This window comes from Streptococcus sp. CF8_St5-11 (assembly GCF_024295625.1).
Classification (GTDB): Bacteria; Bacillota; Bacilli; order Lactobacillales; family Streptococcaceae; genus Streptococcus.
Genome location: NZ_JANCOJ010000001.1, coordinates 714,208 through 737,757 on the forward strand (window position 1 = coordinate 714,208; position 23,550 = coordinate 737,757).

At 41.1% G+C, this 23,550-nt stretch carries 5 protein-coding genes; 1 reads left to right on the top strand and 4 read right to left on the bottom strand.

The window, feature by feature from the left end:
- Positions 1 to 553 precede the first annotated feature (553 nt).
- The 3 genes from NMM13_RS03280 to NMM13_RS03290 all read right to left on the bottom strand — a co-directional run bounded on the left by NMM13_RS03280 (position 554) and on the right by NMM13_RS03290 (position 5,022).
- A complete protein-coding gene (locus tag NMM13_RS03280) occupies positions 554 to 1,318 on the bottom strand; it encodes an ABC transporter ATP-binding protein (RefSeq protein WP_070586758.1) in 765 nt (254 codons plus the stop codon).
- On the bottom strand, positions 1,315 to 2,181 hold the full coding sequence (locus NMM13_RS03285; protein ID WP_003008955.1) for an ABC transporter permease: 867 nt from the start codon (positions 2,179 to 2,181) through the stop codon (positions 1,315 to 1,317). The genes NMM13_RS03280 and NMM13_RS03285 overlap by 4 nt, the downstream gene beginning before the upstream one ends.
- A 162-nt stretch (positions 2,182 to 2,343) precedes the next feature.
- Positions 2,344 to 5,022 carry a GbpC/Spa domain-containing protein gene (locus NMM13_RS03290; RefSeq protein WP_223325829.1) on the bottom strand — a complete coding sequence of 893 codons (2,679 nt, stop codon included), beginning with the start codon at positions 5,020 to 5,022 and terminating at the stop codon, positions 2,344 to 2,346.
- A 612-nt stretch (positions 5,023 to 5,634) separates the two neighbouring features.
- On the opposite strand from NMM13_RS03290, the gene NMM13_RS03295 reads away from it, so the two are divergent.
- A complete protein-coding gene (locus NMM13_RS03295; protein ID WP_254728743.1) occupies positions 5,635 to 9,522 on the top strand; it encodes a glycoside hydrolase family 66 protein in 3,888 nt (1,295 codons plus the stop codon).
- A gap of 435 nt (positions 9,523 to 9,957) precedes the next feature.
- Here NMM13_RS03295 and NMM13_RS03300 read toward each other — a convergent pair whose 3' ends face one another.
- Positions 9,958 to 23,313, bottom strand: coding sequence for an SspB-related isopeptide-forming adhesin (locus NMM13_RS03300; protein WP_254728745.1), 13,356 nt, complete (start codon positions 23,311 to 23,313; stop codon positions 9,958 to 9,960).
- Between the last annotated feature and the right edge of the window lie 237 nt (positions 23,314 to 23,550).

Sequence of the window (23,550 nt, forward strand, 5' to 3'; positions counted from 1 at the left end):
ACCGATCCGACACACACGACATGACTGCTCTTTTACGATAAGAGCATGAACAGATATCAGCAAAACAGGCCTAAAACGAAGTAACCTAAATTTTAACTCGATAAGGCATTGGTATCAATCCCTTCTTCATCTTTCTAACTATATTATACCCACCTACCTGAGTAATTGCAAGCGATTTCAGCTGAAACTAGTTCCTATTTTTATGCAATTTTATAGATGATTTAAGGAAAAGAAAAAGTTAGAGAGCAAGTCTCTAACTAAACATGCAGACAAACTACTTCTACATCAAACAACCTAAGTGATACTAAAAAATTAAAATCAATCGATTCTATTAGGCTCATACAAACATACTCTATAACTTTCCGCCGTGAGAAACGTTTCCAAAATGAGTTTGTATCTTGGTGAAGCGCCTAGGCAAGACACAGTAGCTGATTGAACTCTTCTCTCGCTTGATCAGCTCGGAAGAATTCTAATCAGCCTTGTGGGGGTAGGACGACGAAGCGCCATAAAGAATATCGCTTCTGTCCTACTCCCATTTTACGGGCTTTGTATCTTATTCTTTCTCAAATAATTGATAGTAGTCTGCGATGGTCATTTGGGCTTTTTCTTCTTGGTTGAGATCTTGAACGATGTGTCCGTCTTTCATCACAATCAAGCGATTTCCATATTTCAAAGCATCTTCCATATGGTGGGTGATCATAAGAGCAGTGAGGGCGTCTTGTTTCACAAACTGATCCGTCAAGGTCATGAGGGCCTGACTGGTTTTTGGATCCAAGGCTGCAGTGTGTTCATCTAGTAATAAGAGTTCTGGACGTTTCAGTGTCGCCATCAACAGACTCAAGGCTTGACGTTGCCCCCCTGATAGAAACTCAACTGCTGTGTCGATATGATTTTCTAAGCCATTACCGATCTTAGCAAGGACTGTTTGAAACTCTTCTTTATAGCTGGCCAAGTGACGCGGGATCAAGCCACGTTTTTCTCCACGAAACTTCGCTACCAAGAGATTTTCTGCCACTGTCATGCGAGGCGCTGTGCCCATTTTAGGATCTTGAAAGACACGAGATAGGTACTTGGCTCTCTTCTCAGGAGAATAGTTGGTTACATCTTCCCCCAAAATATAAATCTTCCCACTGCTCACCGGAAGCGTCCCAGCAATGGTATTAAAGAGGGTTGATTTTCCAGCTCCATTGCCCCCCAAAATCGTGATAAAATCATGCTCTCGAATTTCCAAGGAGACATCATCCAGAATGACTTTTTCTTCGTTCATCCCATTGCTCACGGCTTTGGTTACATTTTTTAATTCTACAATTGCTGTCATTTACTGAGTTTCGCTCCTTTCATGATTTTTCCCTTAAAGGTTGGAATCATCAGGCAGATAGCCAAGATCAAGGCACTGAAGATTCGAATATAGCTGGTATTGATGCCAAGCGCAATCACGGCCCAAATCAAAAATTGGTAGGCGATCGATCCGATCGCAATACTGAGCAAGCGCTCTGTCAAGGTGACATTTGAAAAGAGCACCTCTCCAATAATGAGGCTGGCAAGCCCGATAACGATAACACCAATTCCACGTGAAGCATCCGCATAGCCTTCTTGTTGGGCCATCAGTGCACCAGAAAGAGCAATAATCCCATTTGAAATGACCAAGCCCATCAATTCCATCCGGTCAGTGTTGATCCCAAAGCTCTTGGCCATATCTGGATTGTCCCCTGTCGCAATATAGGCTTGACCCAAGCGTGTGTCCAAGAAGAAGATCAAACCAAGGATCACAAGCGTTACGAAAATCAAGCCAATCAGGATCTCATTGAACCCACTGGCAAAAGGAAGAAATTCCTGAATTTTTTTATAGCCCAGAAGTCCCAAATTAGCCCGCTGCATGACAAATAGAATGACCGAGTTACAAGACGTCATCACAAGGATCCCTGATAAGAGTGTCGGGATTCTCCCTTTTGTGTAGAGAAGACCCGTCGCAAGTCCCGCCAAACACCCTGCACCAATAGCAGCTAGTGTTGCAAGGAGTGGATTGACCCCTTTGGTAATCAAGGTCACCGCCACCGCTCCTCCAAGCGGGAAGGACCCTTCTGTCGTCATATCTGGAAAATCTAGAATTCGGAACGTCATAAAGATTCCTAACCCTAAAATGGCCCAAATCAAACCTTGTGAAACAATTGAATTAATCATAGTTTCTCCCTTCGATAATAGTAGTTTAATTGTATCACAAATATGGAGGAGAACCTATAGGAAATTGTCATCAATTCCCTTTTCATGCATTATAAAAAAACCAAAAGGTTGTGCCTTCTGGTTTTTAATCGTGATATTTTTTTAAAGGATTAAAAGAAAATCTTAGTCTTCTTTTTTCTTTCGAGCAAGACCCAAACCTGTTGCGATCACACCAAGTAAGCCAAGGCTGGTAAGAGCGGTTGCTGATTCTGTACCTGTGTGTGGCAATACTTCTTTCACCTTCACAACATCTGAGACCAAATTTTCTTCAACTTTTTGCTCTACCATTGGCGCAGGCGTATGGTAGCCAATAGTTGGTTTAGGCTCTGGCTTAGGTGCTGGTTGTGGTTTTGGCTGTGGTTTTGGCTGTGGTTCTGGCTGTGGTTCCGGTTGTGGCTCCGGTTGTGGTTCTGGCTGTGGTTCCGGTTGTGGTTCTGGCTGCGGCTCTTCTTTTGTAACAAGAATATTATTTTTATGCCATTCTACAGTCGGTTTTACAGTTTCTTTTAGCACCGGATCCTTTTCCAATTCAGGAGCTGTTGGCTTCACTGGTTGTTCAGGAACTTTTGGTTCTACCTTGTAAAGTGGACAAGCCGGCGGAACAGGAACTTCCTTTTCAGCTGGAACATCTTTGATTTCAGGTTTTTCAGGGGCTGTTGGAGCAGTTGGAGCGGTTGGTTTCACCGGCTCTTCTCCTGGATCTTGTGGAAAGGCAACATTTGAATTGATTGAGAACCAATAGAGGGTTGCTTCATCCGTAGCATTCGCTCCCTTAGCAGTGAACTCAAGATGGCCGTCTTTCAAGACAACTGCACCACCACCATAGTAGAGATACGGACTTTTTGGATCATCCCATCCCTTAGTTGAACTTGAAGGATCCGCATTAAAAGTTGCACCTTCGTTCATGTACTGGTTTTGTTCCTTGGCAAATACTTCTTTTGTAGTTGGATCTTGGTCAACACTAGAATTTGGCAATTTAATAAATTCTTTATTTCCAATATTTACAGACTCTACGTGAGGTGTATTTTGGTGCTTCATCCGTGGGGTATAGGTCAAAATTCCTGATCCCGCATCAACTGAATAAGTACCGACAATATCAGAATTATCCCCAAATTGATAGTCTTCTGTTCCGATAGAATGACCATTTCCTCCACCAGAAGCATTGACCGTCGTCACATCAAGGACAGTTTCTTCACTGACTGAGAAGCCATTCCCATCCCAAGTTGCTTTTTGACCAACGATCTTCAATGGATTATCAGCATCATTAAAGACTTGAGCGCTACCGAAGTTTGCATAGCCACGCTTCACAGCGACATCTGCTCCATCAAGACTAGGGTTACTACCATCTGAATAAGGATCCCAAGTTCCACGAACAGTGTTTCCATTGATATCTTTAGCTTCTACAAGAAGGGCACGAGGTTTGTCATTTTCAACATAAGAAGCTCCATTCCAGTGGTTTAAGGAATTCAAAGCCAAAATGGCATTATGGTTAGCTAAATTAATCAATTGATCATTTTCATCATAAAATTCAACATCAACACCAACTGTGACGGGTTGGTCTGTGTCAGTTGAGCTTCCGATCGTCATTGTTACCGCTGGATCATTGTAAATTTGAACGATTCCTCGACCGTCATTAGATGGCAAGCTTTTCACTTCATACTTGTAGACCACTTTAGCGATACGCTTGATATCACGACCTTCTTTGATATTAGCCTGGCGAAGACCCTTGTAAGTGACATCGAACTTGTCTCCAACTTTAACGACTGCCCACTCGATTTCATTATCTGCATATGGGTTCGTTGTTGTCAAATCGGAATCTTGTAGGTTCTTGGTTTCATACATCTTGGTAGCTTTACCGTCCCCATACAAGCGAGATTGACCTTCTTTTGTCAAATACGTAGTAAGACCTGTTGTTTGGTGGTAAAGCGTCGTTGTTTCCCCATCTGCCAACTCTTCTGGAAGTAAGGTCAAATCTTGTTTGTACTTCTCAGGGTTTCCACCACGCTCTTTAACCATCTTATTGAAGGCATCTTTAGCATCATCGTATTGCGCTTTTTTCTTCTTGTATAGTTCATTATCAATCAAGTAAGCTGCTTGCGCTTCATCATAGAGGCGCTTTTTCTCCTTGTAGTCGGCTAATTTGATATCGTAAGCCTTTTGGGCCAAATTGTTTTCTGTCTCAACGGCTTGTTTGGCTTTAACAGACTCAATATAAGCTTTAAAAGCAGTTTGGTATTCTTCAAAGGCTTTTTCATAAGCCGCTTTTGCAGCCTGATTATCTGCTAGGGCTGCAGCATTTTCAGCCACTGCTTTTTCGTAAGCAACTTGCTCTTTGTTATAGGTTTCAACTTCCTTGTCATAAGCTACCTGAGCCGCTGCATTTTTCGCATCTACAACTGCTTTTTCCTTCTCATAAGTTGCTTGATTCGCTGCAACTTCTGCCTTATAGTCTGCTACGGTCTTATCCATAGCAATGGCTTGCTTCGCATAATCTTGCTCAGCAGTTTTTTCATCTGCTTGGGTCTTTGCTTCTGTTTCTGTAACTTCAAGTCCAGTAGTTACCGCATCGGTTTTCGCAGTCTCTAAATAATCTGGTACAGCAACTTCTTTAGTCTCAGTTGTCGATCTTGTTGGAGTAGCCGTTGTTGAAGTGACTGTTGTAGTAGCTGAAACAACTTCATCTGCAGAAACAGATGCAGCACCTGCTACTGCAAGAACCGTAGCGACTGCTACAGAACCAAAAGCGACAGACGTTTTACGCAAGGCATATTTGGTAGTCTTGCTATCTTTAATTAGTGACATATAATTCCTTCTAACCTCTTTTTCAAATTTCTCCTTACAAAAATCAACACTTTAAATATTAATGTCGATTTTTGTAAGGAGATATTAACACTTGCCCCCTTATGTGTCAATATTATTTTTTGATTTTTTTCACATCTCCATTCAAATTTTGCTTCTTTTTTGATAAAACTCCTTGTTTATAAAAGCTTTCTTTTTAGTTTTCTTCTATATATGTCAAACGTTTGACATCTGATTTTTGCCGGTTCATTTTTCTAAAAAAAATTTTTTAACTTTATTTACAGAAATAAAAATAGAATAAACTGCAGAAATTCTTTTACTAATGGGCCTTACAGCTTATGCAAACGTTTTTCCTTGTTTTGTTTTTTATCACTAATTTGTACTATTTTTAAAATGCGGGGAAATTTTGTGTCAAACGTTTTTTGGTTTTTCATTTTTATGAATCAAAAACCCCTATTTAAGGCCATTTTCTAACACTTCCATGAAAATTTTCAAACAGACTTTCGTTCTTAAATTGACACTATCTAGTGAAATGTCGTATACTTATTGGCATCGATAGAACAATTTACTTTAAACTGTTCAACGAACTATACAAACAGTATGTGGGAGAAAAAAATGAATCAACAAAAAAATAGTGTCTCTGAAAAAGGGCACGGCTATTTTCGCAAGCGCAACAAGGCATTAGTCTCTATGATTACCCTTTTTGGAGCCTTGATGTTAAGCTCTGTTGCCATGGCTGACGAGGTCAACACCAATCCGACTTCTGAGATCCCATCAACCGCTCAACCAGTAGCAACCAATAGCAGTACTCCTACCACTACTAGTGAGGAAGTTGCTACAACTGAAGTTCCATCTTCTTCATCGGAATCAACACCAACTGTAACTGCCACTCAATCGGTCAGTGCAGCTCCAGCAACTACTTATAATACTCCAAAAATCACCAACGACGTCACCTTTGATAAAGCGACTTATAAAAGTGGGGAAGACGTCCGCATCTCTATCAACAACCCTGAAGTGGTTTCATCTGATGTCACTGTCTCTCATTTAGATCAGGTCATTTATGAAAAGAAAAACGTTGAAGGCGGCGAACTGACAATTCCAAGTACGGTCTTTTCACCTAATGCTGGATTTATCGTTGATGTCCTTGGTAAGAAAGCAGATGGCTCCCAAGCATTTCATAAGGCAGCGGGTCTTGCTGTTGAAGATGACTGGACGATCTACCCACGTTATGGCGTGGTTGCCGGCTCAAAAGACAATCACAACTCCATCACCAATGATCAGGTAGACGGCTACAAGAATAGTATTGACCAATTGGCCAATATGCATATCAACAACTACTTCTTCTACGACGTTTACAATACACCTGCCAACCCATTCCCGGCAAATGTTGAACGTTTCACTCAAGATTGGGCGACTTTCTTGATTCCAAATAGCGAAACAGATCCTGACAAACGCAAGTCCTACTTACCTGTCATCGATACAGAAGCAGTCAAAGAGCTGGTGGATCATGTCCATACGACTGGTGCCAAAGCCATGCTCTATAACATGATTTATGCGGTTTCCCTCGAAGAAGGGGTTCCAAATGAAGTGAAAAGTGCCATTGTTCGCAATCTACAAGACCATTTCAACTTTGGTAAAAAGGGGGATGTCACAGCGACCGATATCCAACAATTTCTTGATCCAGGCGATCCAAATTGGCAAAAATTTATCATTGAAGTCATGACCAAAGCCATGAAAGAAGGCGGCTTTGATGGATGGCAAGGGGATACCATGGGCTCTAACTGGGTGGAAAAAGTCAGTGAACCTGGAAAAGGCTTCTCTTTGAGCGAACACTATCCAGAACTAGCCACAGCTGCGACAGAGGCCCTCAAAAAAGAAGGCTATGACTTCATGATCAACGATATCTCTACTGGAGATGCTGATCGACTAGGAAAAACCAATGTCTCTGCACCTTATGCGGAAGTTTGGGGCGATAGCATTGCCTATGACTCTACCTACCAAGCCTTGACGCGCCTTACCGAACGGATGCGTGATTTATACAAGGGGAAATCTCCTATCATCGCAGCCTATACCCATCGTGGTAAAAATGCATCAGCCCTCAGCAAAGACAACGAATTGCTGACAGATGCTATTATCGCAGCGAGCGGTGGCTACCATATGACGACTGCAGCCCTCAATACTTCTCAAGATGCTAAAGGTTTTGGGGTGATCCAAGCAGAATGGTATCTCAATCAAAACCTACCAGTCAATGCCGACTTTGCCAATGCAGAATTCAACTACCAAGAATTCATCGTTGCTTATCAAGAACTTCTCCGCGGGCGCGACACCTTGGCACATGATACTCATCGGATTGTAGACAATACAAATGTACTGGTAAACGGCAACTTCATCGGATCCAACCTGGATAATGCTGACGGGGTTCAACCTGGAACCGTTTATACCATTACAAAAGAAACCAAGACAGGTGATCGGATTGCTCACTTGATTAATTTGGTCGGCATTACAGAAAATAAATGGAACAGCGCTGTGAATACAACCGAAAAATTGACCAATATTCAAGCTTTTGTTCCACTCGGAAAAATCACAAAAGATCAGGCTGAACACGCCAGCATTTACTGGGCAACACCTGATGCTGTTGAAGGAAAATACAACATCAACCTTCGGGAAACAAGCGCAAATGTTTATTATGACGGAGGGGCTGGCCAATGGATGGCTGCTATCGATGTTCCTAGTCTAGATGTATGGGATATGCTCTATGTCAAACTCAATGAAGCCGCTCATGTTCTTTATCAAGATAAAAACGGAGTTGAGCTCGAACGTTCCAGTGACTTGGTTGGTCATACAGGTGAAAAGATCAACTACTCTACAAAAGAAACCATTGCCAACTATTTGAAGAAAGGCTATGAACTAGTAGAGAATGGCTTCGATGCAGACGGACAACCAAACTTTGACCGCGACGCTACCAACACCAATGAAGATGGGGTTCAAGAGTTTATTGTCCGCTTGGCACCAAAAATTGTGGAATTTTCTGCAACACAGCCCATCCAAGCAGGTCAAGTTGTTCCAGGAGATAGCGAGGGGCGTGTCTATCCAACTCCTCTAGCTCCAGCTGGTCAAACAACGGCTGATCTGAATCATTTATCTGAAACAGTGATCCGTACAGTGACCTATGTAACAGAGGATCAGGATGGATCTAACCGCCAGCCTGCAGGAATGGCTGATCAAACTGACAGCCTTCATTTCACTCGCAAGGGAACCATCAATTTGGTGACAGGCAAGACAAGTCTTGAAGACTGGACAGCGCAAGACGGCACAAGCTTTGTAGCTCTTGAAAATCCCGTCAAAAAAGACTATGTTGTCGTAGCAGAAGAATCAACTGATGCCATCACTTCTGATCTGACAAAAGCAGGAGAACATACTGGCATTCATGCTGATGCAGCAGACATCACAGATACGGTCATCTATCGCCCAGTCGGGGCTTATAAGATCAGCTATGCTACTGGTAAAGAACCAGCCCATGCTCAAAAAGAGATCCCTTATCTAAATGATCCCACAAATCCAACCGCCATCGCGTCTCCTACTGCTATCCTTCCTTACGTGGAGGGATTAGAGCCAAAAGATGCTCGTGGACAAGTCTTAAACCTTGTGGATCCTATTGACGAAACCAAAGGCTATCTTCTTCCAAGCCCTGAGTCTCCAACAGTTGATACTGCTATTTCCTACACTATCACCAAAGGATCGGTCAGAGTACGATTCCTCACTGAGGGAGGCGATACTGATCTGCAAGAGGCGCAAAACCTCGCTACAGAGGCAGATTTCGGCACCAAGTACACCAGTGAGGCCCCAACAGAAATCACAAAAGATGGTCGTATCTACCATCTAGTTGGACACCGTGCTGATTCTGCTGATCCAAGTGGCACAGTCACTAAGGGAATGAAAACCGTCATCTATGATTACAAGTTAGCTACGGGAACGGTCATCGCGCGATTTGTCATCCAAGATACTAACACTGAATTGCAACCAGAGCTTGCTGTTGCAACAAATGTGGACAATGGAACCCATTACGTCGCTAGCGCACCAGATGAAATCTCCTACGACGGCCACATCTATGAACGGATCGGTGCAGCTGAACAAACTGGGAACGTAGAAGTGGGAACAACCATCTTGATCTTTGCCTACAAGGTCAAAGAAATCCCTACTCCACAACCATCCCCAGAAACAGAAAAAGAAGAAACAGTCAGCCCTCTTCCTTCCGTGACAAAAGCAAACACGACTGATGCTCATGAAGAAAAGGGATCAGCACTTCTCTCTAACAAAGAAGAGGAGAAACCTCTTGAAACAACAAGCCAAAAAGAGGAACTCCCTGAAGTTGTTCCTAACACCCCTCAAGAAGGAACTCATCTACCTGCAACAGGTGAAGAAACCTCTCAGCTAGCCCTACTTGGACTTGGCCTCTTAGCAGGTCTGTCCAGTCTTATCCCTTACAAAAAGAAACAAGAGTAGATCCCAAACACAAAGAAACTTCCTATGGAATTCTGTTCCAAGGAAGTTTTTTTATATTTATACAACTCATTCAGAGTCTAGATCCCTTTTATGAGGGTGACTGACGACAATAAGGGTGTGAAGTACTACCACTCCAAACCCTACTGTATTCCAATTCAAAGTGGATTCATTCCCCTTGTTGCCGGCAGTTTGAAAGATCAAATTGCTTTACTAGTATACTGTTTTCTCTACTTCAAGTCAATGAAATTTTACTGAAACTAGTAACCGAATGAAATGAATATATAGAATTTTACTGAAACTTTTTCATCACATTTATGCATGTTTTTCTAAGTTTCCAATACCAAACAAAGAGGCCTTGCTCTTTCGAGCAAAGCCTCTTCCTGTTGGATCTAAAATTGTCACCTCATCAACAAGTTTGCTGATGTCACCTCAATTTTAGTCTTCGCGTTTTTTGCGTTTTGCAAGTCCCGCAAGGCCAACCATACCAAGTGCAGCACCTAACAATGCAGCAGATGCTGATTGTTCTTCACCAGTTTCAGGAAGTGCTGGAGCTGGAGGAGTTGTAGGTGTTGGTGGCGTTGGTGGTGTTGGCGGTGTTGTTGGTGGTGTTGGTGGTGTTGGTGGTGTTGGTGGCGTTGTCGGCGGTGTTGTCGGTGGTGTATTCGGTGGTGTTGTTGGTGGTGTATTTGGCGGTGTTGTTGGCGGTGTTGTTGGCGGAATAACAGTGTTGTTAAACTCTGTATCTTCTGGCAACTGAGTAATAGCCGTCAATACTTTACCGTCTTTGTTAATCATAATACCCACAGTGGCAACCATCTTATCGTATTCGATGCTAGAATCTGTGCCACGGATTTCTTCTACATGGTAGAGATGAGTTCCTTCTTCACCACGTTTGAATTCAAGATTTGAGAAGGTGATCTTACCAGCCGCATCATTGGTTACGGTTTCGATCACATTTCCTTTTTCGTCCTTAAGAACGAAGCTGAATTCACCAGCCTTCAATGCACGACCTTCCAATTTCTTAGTGAATTGGAATTGAACCTTAACTGGAATGTTGACTACACGTTTTTCAGTTGGTTTTTCTGGTTTTTCTACAGTCTTCTTAGTTGGATCGTATTGGTGTACGATTTGTGAAGCTGTATTTTCAATGTCCACACCATCTTGAGCAGATTGTTTAATTTCTGCAGGAATTTCAAACTTGTAGTAACGTCCAAAGGCCAACTTAGTTGTGTCGATAACTTGTGTATTTTCTGCATCGCCAAGTGACTTAGTCAAGTCTGCTTTAGATGTTGCAGTAATCACACCGTTTTCAACCTTGATATCAAACTTAGCTGTTACATCTTCTCCTGTTACAGAGTCGTATGCCTTAATATCAGCTCCGTTGACAGTCAAGTTTGCACTGTCATATTTATCTGTAACACCAACAGATTGAATATTGTGTGCTTCAGTGAATTTAGTTGTATCCAACCATACTTGGTAGTATACTTTATCACCTTTCTTGAGTGTCTTCGTATTGATATTTTGAGCTTCGTTGTTATCAGTCTTATCAACGTAAGGATTTGCATTTGTGTCCGCAACTTTATTCTTCAACTCGTCATCATCGTCGAGAAGTTTCACACCTGTAAGATCGAATTTAGATTCGTTCAAGATGTATTTCTCTGGGTTGAATTCTGGAGTTTCAGGTGGGCGAACAGTGTTATTGAATTCTTTGTCTGATGGATCCGTTACCTTAGTAAGGAGAGCTTTCGCTGTTCCATCATGAGAAACTTCAACTGTTACAACTGCTTTCATCGTGTCATAAGTAACGGTTGTATCAGTTCCTTTGACTTCTTCTACAGTGTAGTTGTAAGTTCCTTCTTGACCTTTCTTGAATTCAAGAGCTGAGAACTTAACGTTACCAGATGCATCGTTCTTAACTGTTTCAACAACTTTACCTGTTGAATCTTTAAGTACAAAGCTGAATTCGTTAGCTTTAAGCTCACGGCCTTCCAAACGTTTCGTGAAGTTGAATTCTACTGAAACAGGGATGTTTACAACACGTTTTTCAGTTGGTTTGTTTGGTTTCTTCACTGTCTTGCTTGTTGGATCGTATTGGTGAACGATTTGAGCCGCAGTGTTTTCAATATCCGCACCACCTTTAACAGTATCTTTCACTGTTGCTGGGATGTCGAACTTGTAGTAACGTCCAAACGCAAACTTAGTTGTGTCGATCACTGGAGTATTTTCTGCGTCTCCAAGTGACTTAGTCAAGTCCGCTTTAGAAGTTGCAGAGATCACACCGTTTTCAACCTTGATATCAAATTTAGCAGTCACATCTTCGCCTGTTACAGAGTCGTAAGCTTTGACGTTTGCAACATTGATGTCAAGCTTGTCTTCTTCGTAGTCATCAGTAACACCAACAGATTGGATGTTGTGCGCTTCAGTGAACTTAGTTGTATCCAACCATACTTGGTAAACAACCTTATCGCCACGTTTCACTGTCTTAGTATTGATGTTAGCTGCTTCATTATTGTCAGCCTTATCAGCGTAAGGATTTGCGTTTGTTTCCGCAACCTTGTCTGCCAATTCTTTATCATCATCAAGAAGTGATTTACCAGTAAGGTCGAATTTCTCATCGTTCAAGATGTATTTCTCTGGGTTGAACTCTGGAGTTTCTGGAGGAGTCACCTTGTTGTTAAATTCTTTATCCGCAATGTCGCCTACAGTCGCGATCAGAACTTTAGCTTTTCCGTCGTGTGAAACTGTGACTGTTACATTCGCTTTCATTGTGTCGTATGTAACGGTTGCGTCTGTTCCTTTAACTTCTTCTACTGTGTAGTTGTGAACGCCTTCTTGACCTTTCTTGAATTCAAGTTTAGAGAACTTAACGTTACCTGAGGCATCGTTCTTAACAGTTTCAAGAGTCTTACCTTCTGAATCTTTAAGCACGAAGCTGAATTCATTGGCTTTAAGCTCACGGCCTTCCATACGTTTAGTAAAGTTGAATTCCACTTCAACTGGCACGCTGTTGACACGTTTTTCAGTTGGTTTGTTTGGTTTTTCAACTTTCTTAGTAGTTGGGTTGTAGTAGTTTACAACTTGAGCCGCAGTGTTTTCGATGTCTACTCCACCTTTAACGTCAGCTTTCACTGTAGCTGGGATATCAAACTTGTAGTAACGTCCGAATTCGAATTTAGTTGTGTCGATGACTTGTGTGTTTTCCGCATCGCCAAGTGACTTAGTAAAGCCATCTTTAAGGGTTGCAGTGATCACACCGTTGTTCACAGTGATATCGAATTTATCTGTTACTTCTGCACCTGTTACTGAATCGTAAGCTTTGATCTTAGTAGAATCAAGTTCCAACTTAGTTTCATCGTAGTCATCTGAGATTCCTACTGATTGGATGTTGTCCTTGTTAGCTGTGTCGAATTTAGTTGTATCCAACCATACTTGGTAAACCAACTTGTCGCCACGTTTCACAGTCTTGGTATTCAAGTTTTGTTTTTCGTTGTTTGATGCATCGTCCGCATATGGGTTCGCATTGGTATCTGCGTACTTGTCTGCCAACTCTTTGTCATCATCAACGAGCTTGTCACCTGTGATATCGAATTTCTCTTCAGAAACAACGTATTTCTCTGGTTGGAACTTAGGTTCTTCTGGAGGAGTTACACGGTTGTTAAATTCTTTATCCGCAATGTCGCCTACAGTCGCGATCAGAACTTTAGCAGTACCATCGTGTTTAACTGTAACTGTTACATTCGCTTTCATTGTGTCGTATGTAACGGTTGCGTCGCTTCCTTTAACTTCTTCTACTGTGTAGTTGTGAACGCCTTCTTGACCTTTCTTGAATTCAAGTTTAGAGAACTTAACGTTACCAGAAGCATCATTGCTTACAGTTTCAAGAGTCTTACCTGTTGAATCTTTAAGCACGAAGCTGAATTCGTTAGCTTTAAGCTCACGGCCTTCCAAGCGTTTCGTGAAGTTGAATTCTACTTCAACTGGAACGTTGTTTACACGTTTTTCAGTTGGTTTGCTTGGTTTTTCAACTTTCTTAGTTGTTGGGTTGTAGTAGTTAACTACTTGAGCCGCAGTATTTTCAATATCTACACCGCCAGGAATGTCTGCGTTCACAGTTGCTGGAATGTCAAATTTATAGTAGCGTCCAAACTCGAACTTAGTAGTGTCGATGATTTGAGTGTTTTCAGCATCACCAAGTGACTTAGTGAAGCCATCTTTGAGGTTAGCTGTGATTACACCGTTAGCGATTGAGATGTCAAACTTAGATGTAACATCCGCACCTGATACTGAATCGTATGCCTTGATGTCTGAAGCATTCACAGTCAACTTAGTTTCATCGAAGTCATCTGTGATACCAACTGTTTGGATGTTATCCTTGTTAGCTGCATCAAATTGAGTCGTGTCAAGCCATACTTGGTAATAAAGTTTTTGGCCACGTTTCACAGTCTTGGTGTTCAAGTTTTCTGCTTCGTTGTTTGATGCATCGTCCGCATATGGGTTAGCGTTTGTATCCGCAACCTTGTTAGCCAATTCTTTGTCATCATCAACGAGTTTCGTACCTGTTACATCAAATTTCGCTTTAGAAACAACATATTTTTCAGGGTTGAACTTAGGTTCTTCTGGAGGAGTGACACGGTTGTTAAATTCTTTATCCGCAATGTCGCCTACAGTTGCGATCAGAACTTTAGCTGTTCCGTCGTGTTTCACTGTAACTGTTACATTCGCTTTCATTGTGTCGTATGTAACGGTTGCGTCTGTTCCTTTAACTTCTTCTACTGTGTAGTTGTGAACACCTTCGTCACCCTTCTTGAATTCAAGAGCTTTGAACTTAACGTTACCAGATGCATCATTGCTTACAGTCTCAACTTCTTTACCAGTTGAATCTTTAAGCACGAAGCTGAATTCATTAGTTTTAAGCTCACGGCCTTCCAAACGTTTCGTGAAGTTGAATCCTACTTCAACTGGAACGTTGTTAACACGTTTTTCAGTTGGTTTGTTTGGTTTTTCAACTGTCTTGCTTACTGGGTTGTAGTAGTTAACTACTTGAGCCGCAGTATTTTCGATGTCTGCACCACCAGGAACATCGTTCTTAACAGTTGCTGGAATATCAAACTTGTAGTAACGTCCGAATTCGAATTTAGTTGTATCAATGATTTGAGTGTTTTCCGCATCGCCAAGTGACTTAGTGAAGCCATCTTTAAGAGTTGCAGTCATCACACCGTTGTTCACAGTGATATCGAATTTATTTGTAACATCAGCTCCAGTTACTGAATCGTAAGCTTTGATTGCTGAACCATCTACATCAACCTTAGTTTCGTCAAAGTCATCTGTAATTCCTACAGTTTGAACGTTGTCTTTGTTAGCTGCGTCGAATTTAGTTGTATCCAACCATACTTGGTAGTAGATCTTTTCGCCGCGTTTAACAGACTTAGTATTGATGTTTTCTGCTTCGTTGTTGTCTGTTTTGTCTACATATGGATCGGTATTTGTTTCACCATATTTATCAGTCAACTCGGCATCATCATCAAGAAGCTTGTTATCAGTGATAGAGAATTTCGCTGTATTCAATACGTATTTCTCTGGTTGGAACTTAGGTTCTTCTGGAGGAGTCACACGGTTGTTAAATTCTTTATCCGCAATGTCGCCTACAGTTGCGATAAGTACTTTAGCTGTACCATCGTGTTTCACTGTGACTGTTACATTCGCTTTCATTGTGTCGTATGTAACGGTTGCGTCGCTTCCTTTAACTTCTTCTACTGTGTAGTTGTGAACACCTTCGTCACCCTTCTTGAATTCAAGAGCTTTGAACTTAACGTTACCAGAAGCATCATTGCTTACAGTCTCAACTTCTTTACCAGTTGAATCTTTAAGAACGAAGCTGAATTCATTGGCTTTAAGTTCACGGCCTTCCAAACGTTTAGTGAAGTTGAATTCCACTTCAACTGGAACGTTGTTTACACGTTTTTCAGTTGGTTTGCTTGGTTTTTCAACTTTCTTAGTTGTTGGGTTGTAGTAGTTAACTACTTGAGCCGCAGTATTTTCAATATCTACACCACCAGGTACATCAGCTTTCACTTTTGTTGGGATGTCGAACTTGTAGTAACGGCCGAATTCGAATTTAGTTGTGTCGATCACTTGTGTGTTTTCTGCGTCGCCAAGTGACTTAGTGAAGCCATCTTTAAGGGTTGCAGTAATCACACCGTTGTTCACAGCGATATCGAATTTATCTGTTACTTCTGCGCCTGTTACTGAATCGTAAGCTTTGATCTTAGTAGAATCAAGTTCCAACTTCGCTTCATCGTAGTCATCTGAGATTCCTACTGATTGGATGTTGTCCTTGTTAGATGCGTCGAATTTAGTTGTATCCAACCATACTTGGTAAACCAACTTGTCGCCACGTTTAACAGTCTTCGTATTCAAGTTTTGTTTTTCGTTGTTTGATGCATCGTCCGCATATGGGTTCGCATTTGTATCTGCGTACTTGTCTGCCAATTCTTTGTCATCATCAACGAGCTTGTCGCCTGTGATATCGAATTTTTCTTCAGAAACAACGTATTTCTCTGGTTGGAACTTAGGTTCTTCTGGAGGACGAACAGTATTGTTGAACTCTTTATCAGCAGGATCTGTCACGTTTGTGATCAAGGCTTTCGCTGTACCATCATGACGAACTTCAACTGTAACGACAGCTTTCATTGTATCGTATGTAACGGTTGCGTCTGTTCCTTTAACTTCTTCTACTGTGTACTTGTAGGTACCTTCTTGACCCTTCTTGTATTTAAGGGCAGTGACAGTTTCACCAGCTTTATTAGTGTAATCTACTGGAGCAAACTTGATCTTACCAGCTGCATCGTTGGTTGCAGTTGCAATCACAACATTGTCGCTGTCTTTCAACTCGAATGTGAATTCGCCAGCTTTCAGATCACGGCCTTCCAATTTCTTAGTGAAGTTGAATTCTACTGAGATTGGAACACTGTTGACACGTTTTTCAGTTGGTTTGTTTGGTTTTTCAACAGTCTTGCTTACTGGGTTGTAGTAGTTAACAACTTGTGCTGCCTTGTTTTCGATATCTGCACCAGCTACGACATCGTCTTTCACTGTTGCTGGGATATCAAATTTATAGTAGCGTCCAAATTCAAACTTAGTCGTATCAATGATTTGAGTATTTTCAGCATCGCCAAGTGACTTAGTGAAGCCATCCTTAAGGTTAGCTGTCAGAACACCATTGTTATCAGAGATATCAAATTTAGTCGTAACATCCGCACCAGTAACTGAATCGTAAACCTTGATATCTGAAGCATTAACAGTCAATTTATCCTTGTCGTAGTTATCTGTGATTCCTACTGTTTGGATATTGTCTTTGTTGTTTGCGTCAAATTTAGTTGTATCCAACCATACTTGGTAGTAAAGTTTTTGACCACGTTCAACTGGTTTCGTATTCAAGTTTTCATCTTCGTTGTTGGCAGTTGTATCGACATATGGGTTTGTATTTGTTTCACCATATTTATCTGTCAATTCAGAATCGTCATCAACGAGCTTAGTACCTGTGATATCGAATTTCGCTTTAGAAACAACGTATTTCTCTGGTTGGAACTTAGGTTCTGTTGGTGGAGTGACACGGTTGTTGAACTCTTTATCAGCAGGTTCTGTCACATTTGTGATCAAGGCTTTGGCTGTACCGTCATGAGAAACAGTAACGGTTACAACTGCAGACATTTCATCATAAGTGACAGTTGAGTCTGTACCCTTAACCTCTGTTACAGTGTAAGTGTAAGTACCTTCTTGACCCTTCTGGTATTTAAGGGCAGTGACAGTTTTACCAGCTTTGTTTGTGTAATCAACTGGAGTGAACTTGAAGTTACCAGCTGCATCGTTGGTTGCAGTCGCAATCACAACATTGTCGCTGTCTTTCAACTCGAATGTGAATTCGTTAGCTTTAAGAGCACGACCTTCCAATTTCTTAGTGAAGTTAAATTCTACTGAGATTGGAACATTGTTGACACGTTTTTCAGTTGGTTTTTCAGGTTTTTCAACTTTCTTAGTAGTTGGGTTGTAATAGTTTACAACTTGAGCTGCAGTATTTTCGATATCTGCACCAGCTACGACATCGTCTTTCACTGTTGTTGGAATATCGAACTTGTAGTAACGTCCGAATTCGAATTTAGTTGTGTCGATAACTTGTGTGTTTTCTGCATCGCCAAGTGACTTCGTGAAGCCAGCTTTCAAGTTAGCAGTGATCACACCGTTGTTGACAGCGATATCGAATTTATCTGTTACTTCTGCACCTGTTACAGAGTCGTAAGCTTTAATATCAGCTGCATTAAGATTTAATTTAGCTTCATCATAGTTATCTGAAATACCTACTGTTTGGATGTTGTCCTTGTTAGCTGCGTCAAATTTAGTTGTATCCAACCATACTTGGTAAACCAATTTAGAACCACGTTCAACAGTCTTAGTATTCAAGTTTTCTGCTTCATTGTTTGATGCATCGTCCGCATATGGGTTCGCATTTGTATCTGCGTACTTGTCTGCCAACTCTCTATCATCGTCAACAAGCTTGTCACCAGTGATATCGTATTTCTCTTTAGAAACAACGTATTTCTCTGGTTGGAACTTAGGTTCTTCTGGAGGTGTTACACGGTTGTTAAATTCTTTATCAGCAGCATCCGTTACGTTGGCAACGATTGCTTTCGCTGTACCATCGTGTGAAACAACCACTTTAACAGTAGCAACCATTGTGTCGTATTTGACAGTTGCATCTGTACCAGGAGTTTCTTCTACTGTGTAGTTGTATGTCTTACCAAGATCATCACGACCGAACTCAAGAGTCTTGAAGACAATCTTACCAGCAGCGTCATTCTTCACGCGTTCAACTTCAACGCCGTCTTTCTTCAATACGAATTCGAATTCCTTGGCTTGAAGTTCACGACCTTCCAAACGTTTCGTGAAGTTCATTTCCACTGGAACTGGAACGCTGTTGACACGTTTTTGTGTTGGTTTTTCAGGTTTTTCAACTGTTTTGCTTACTGGGTTGTAAACGTGAACTGTTTGGTTGGCTGTATTTTCAATATCAGCACCAGCTTTAACAGATTCTTTAACAGTTGCTGGAATATCAAATTTATAGTAACGTCCAAATTCGAACTTAGTTGTATCGATAACAGGAGCATTGACTTTATCTTTGATAAATTCATCTTTAGAAGTTGCAGTGATTGTACCATTTTCAACTTTGATGTCGAATTTATTGGTTACTTCTGCACCAGTTACTGAATCATATGCTTTGATGTCCGCTGCATTGACGTCCAATTTATCAGCGTCGTATGTATCAGATACACCAACGTATTGGATGTTGTTTGCTTCAGTGAATTTAGTAGTATCAAGCCATACTTGGTAAACCAATTTAGAACCACGTTTAACTGTCTTCGTATTCAAGTTTTCTGGTTCGTTGTTGTTTGTCTTGTCTACATATGGATCTGCATTTGTTTCAGTGTATTCATTTGTCAACTCATCGTCGTCATCCATCAACTTGTTACCAGTGATGTCATATTTCTCTTTAGAAACAACAAATTTTTCTGGTTGGAATTCTGGAGTTTCTGGAGGAGTGACTTTGTTGTTGAATTCTTTATCTGCGGTACCATTAGTAGCGTTACCGTCAGCATCAACCCCACCTTTTGATGTTACGTTTGTAACTGTAGTCAATGAATGACCGTTCTTCGCAACTTCAACTGTCACTGTAGCTTTCATTTGGTCGTAAGTCATTCCGAATTCTTTGTTTTCAGGAATCACTTCTTCTACAGTATAAGTGTGTGTACCAACTTTCGTATTGTCGAATGACAATTCTGAGAATGTAACATTACCGTCAGCATCATTTTTCACTGTTTCAACTTTGTTACCAGCAGCATCTTTCAATACGAAGCTGAATTCGCCTGCAGCCAATTTACGGCCAGCCAACTTCTTAGTGAAGTCAAATTTCGTTACAACTGGAGAAACCACATAGTTGTTAAACTCAGTGTCTTCTGGCATTGTAACAGCTGCGCTCAAGATACCTGTAGCTGCATTTTTGGTTACATTAACAGTTACGACTGCATTCATTGAATCGTAGTCGATGTTTGTATCTGCGCCAGCTACTTCACGTACAGTGTAAGTGTGTTCACCTACAGCGTTGTATTCAATCGCATCAAATGTGATAGATCCATCTGCTGCATTTTTCTTGGTTTGGATCACATTGCCATTTTCAAGCAATTCGAATGTGAAGGCATCCTTTGTAAGCTCTTTCCCTTCAAGACGTTTAGTGAACTTGAATTGAGCTTGAGCTGCAGCAGGTGTGAAGGTGTTGTTGAACTCTGTATCTGCAGGAAGTGTGTTTGTTGCTTTAAGAACATGACCTTCCTTAGTAACAGTGATTGTTACTTCAGCTTTCATTGGGTCGTAAGTCATGCCAGTTTCTTTATTTTCTGGGATAACTTCTTCTACAGTGTACTTGTGAGTACCAACTTGAGTATTATCAAAGGTCAAATCATCAAAGGCTACAACACCTTGTTTAGTATTGGTCTTGGTTTGAAGAGTCTTACCATTTGAATCTTTCAATACAAAGCTGAATTCGCCTTCTTTCAACTCACGGCCTGCAAGGGCTTTGCTGAAGTCGAAACGAGTCTTAACTGGAGCTACTGCAAAGTTGTTAAACTCTGTATCTTCAGGCATTGTAACCTTAGCAGTCAAGACACCAGATGCAGCATCTTTCGTAACGTTAACTTTTACGACTGCATTCATATCATCGTAGTCGATGTTTGTATCTGTTCCAGCTACTTCACGTACAGTATAAGTGTGAGAACCTTCTTTATCGTAAGAAATCGCGTCGAATTGGATGGTTCCATCAGCCGCATTTTTCTTCGTTTGGATGACATTACCATTTTCAACCAATTCAAATGTGAAGGCATCCTTCGTGAGCTCTTTCCCTTCCAATTTCTTAGTGAACTTGAATTGAGCTTGTGTAGCAACAGGTGTGAAGGTATTGTTGAACTCTGTATCTGCAGGAAGTGTGTTTGTTGCTTTAAGAACATGACCTTGCTTAGTAACAGTAATGGTCACTTCAGCTTTCATTGTGTCGTAAGTCATACCAGTTTCTTTATTTTCTGGGATAACTTCTTCTACAGTATATTTGTGTGTACCAACTTGTGTGTTATCAAAAGTCAAATCATCAAAGGCTACAACACCTGCCTTAGTATTTGTCTTGGTTTGAATGACCTTACCATCTGAATCTTTCAATACAAAGCTAAATTCACCGGCTTTCAACTCACGACCTGCAAGAGCCTTGCTGAAGTCAAACTTAGTCTTAACTGGAGCTACAACGTAGTTGTTGAAGACTTTATCATCTGCACTTGAAGCAAATCCGCCAGTACCGCTGTATTTAACGGAACCTTGCAAATCACCTTTAGAGTTCTCAGTTACAGTAACAGTCATCTTAACTGTCATACCATCGTAATCGACGTTTGTATCTGCCCCTTTAACCTCAGTGATTGTGTAAATGTAAGTACCAACTTTATTGAAGCTTAATTTACTAAATGAAGCTTTACCGTTTTTGTTAGTTACAGTTTCTTCATATGAAGGAAGTGATTTGTTTTCATTGACTTCTTTAATCTTGAAGCTAAATTCACCATCAACAAGCACACGTCCTTCCAATTGTTTTTCAACTTCTGGAGTGACTGTTACTGGTTCTTGCTTCACGTAGTAGTAAACAGGTTGTTTATACGGCGTCAAAGAGTTAAGCAAGTCAACGTTGGTACCGATACCAGTTACTCCTCGAATCAATTGTTCGTTTGGAGAAAGGTGACCAATGTTATCTCCCAAGAATGGAACAAAGACAGTCTTGTACGGTGTATATCCAGCAGCTTTTTGGAAGTCAAATGGAACTTCCTTACCATTTGCATAGGTTACACCTTTGCTATCTGTGAAAGGAATGGTGTTTAGTGGTGTTTTCTTAACAGCTAGTTCTTGTTTGTTATAATCACCTGGTTTAATCGGTTTGGTTTCTGCTAGCAACATGTAGCCATCAGTGCTCAAGCTACCATCAGAACGTTTGCTTTGTTGTTTTGGATCTAGAAGATAAACGCGAACAACTACAGATCCGTCTTCCCCTACGATTTCTTTAATCCGTTTAATTCCTGCACGCTCAGCGTCCATGAATTTAGTTCCAACTTTGTAAGGGCGACTTACATAACCTGATTTATCATTTGCATCAGCTGCTTGATACAATTTGTAACCATCAAATTGACGCTCTCCAGATGCTGTGAAGTTTTGCCCTTCCATAGCTTTAAGAGTGTATGAAGCTAAATCAACTTCATTGCCATTTTCTTTATAATCTTGAACAGTTACATCCGTTTTATTCGCGTTAAATGTTGGATTATTTTTATCAACTACTTTATAGTAAGTTGTTTTATTAACTGATGCTGGAATCTTGGCATTGGTATCCGTAATCGTACGACCGTTATAAGCTGGTTCTACAACGTTGATAATATCTGTTGATGTACGAGCAGCATAAACAGCATCGTATAATTTTTGTTCGTCAGGTGTAAGTTGATGTCCTGGAGCTACTAAAGCTTGGATGCTTGCTCCAACTTCATAACCATATTGAATAAATGGTTGGTCCGTTTTACCAGGACCAGTTCCTGTACCTGGATCGTAATCAACTTGCCAAGTTAATTCACTTTTAGATGCAGCTGTAGTTGTTGTGAATTTTTGAATACCGCTAGAAGCTGTGATGGTTCTAGTTTCTACTACATTACCTGTAGTTTTATCGATTAATTCAACAGTTGTATCTGTAGAAGCATCAAATCTCTTGTATGCTCGAGTATAGTAGTTTGTATTGTAGCGTTCATTAAAGCGAGTGAGGTCTACGATGCTATAAGTATAGACATCGCCTTCTTTAGCAGCGTATCCTGATGGTACTGTTTGTGAACGAACACTTGCACCATTTGGATCCGTCATCTCAGGTGTAGCAACTTCACCGTCTTTTAGGAAAGTTGCTACAGCAACCGGCTCGTTATTGTGGTCTGTAGCGGCACGACGATTACGACGACGGCTACTTACTGCTAAAGCTCCTGCATTTGTACGTTCTGTAGCAGCGTTTGCTACAGCCGCAGCAGCATCTGTACTTGTTGCTCTATCTGCTTGAGCAGCTGGTTCTGTACCAGTGATTGAAGCTGCTGGATTAACAGTAGCTGAAAAAGTAGTTGGTGCTGCTGGTGTAGCCGCTTCTTCTCTTGCAGCTGCTCTCTCTGAGCTTTCACCTGCTGCAGCACGAGTTGCAGTTGGTGCTGCTGGTGTAGCCGCTGTTGTAGGAGCTGGTTTAGAGCTGGTTTCTACCTTTTTCGCTGTTGGTAGAGCGATTTCTGGCAATGAACCAACGTTTAGTGGTTTTGAAGCTTCTTCAGTTTTTTTAGTTTCAGCTGGCGCTACCTGTTTTTCTGTAGCAGCTGGTGTTGCAGCTGCCTCAGTTTTTTCAGTCGCTGAAGCCGGTGTTTCTGAAGTTGCAGCAACAGTTCCAGAAAGGTCAATTTTTGGAACTGATCCCCCTTCCCCGTATGCCTTAGAAGCAGCTGGTGCTTCTGCTTGACTTGACTCTGTTGTAGCAGGTTGTGCTGCTTCTGAAGCTGCTGTCCCCGCAGATTCAGAGGCTGCTTCATCCGCTGACGCGGATTGAGCTCCTGCAGCAAAGAGCGCTGTTCCTAAGAGAACAGAACAAACCCCAATGCTATATTTTCGTAAAGAAAAGCGTTGGCGTCTATTGAAAATATCCTTCATTTATAGGATCTCCTTTTTCATATTTCATGATTCCATGATACAAATAAAATTGTAACATTCTTGACATCAAGAGTCAATCTGTTGAAATTTAATTGTAATATTCTTGTTAAAATGTTATATTATACCACATATTTTTTAATATTTTGTGCCAAATTGTCACATTTTTTCCTATTTGGTTCAATTTTTTTACGCCAATAAAAAAGAGTTCAAGAAAACAAAGTCGTTTTGTTTTCTTGA

Bases quoted from the DNA above. Each gene is read 5' to 3' on its own strand.
- NMM13_RS03280 (WP_070586758.1), bottom strand. From the start codon at position 1,318: ATGACAGCAATTGTAGAATTAAAAAATGTAACCAAAGCCGTGAGCAAT.
- NMM13_RS03285 (WP_003008955.1), bottom strand. From the start codon at position 2,181: ATGATTAATTCAATTGTTTCACAAGGTTTGATTTGGGCCATTTTAGGG.
- NMM13_RS03290 (WP_223325829.1), bottom strand. From the start codon at position 5,022: ATGTCACTAATTAAAGATAGCAAGACTACCAAATATGCCTTGCGTAAA.
- NMM13_RS03295 (WP_254728743.1), top strand. From the start codon at position 5,635: ATGAATCAACAAAAAAATAGTGTCTCTGAAAAAGGGCACGGCTATTTT.
- NMM13_RS03300 (WP_254728745.1), bottom strand. From the start codon at position 23,313: ATGAAGGATATTTTCAATAGACGCCAACGCTTTTCTTTACGAAAATAT.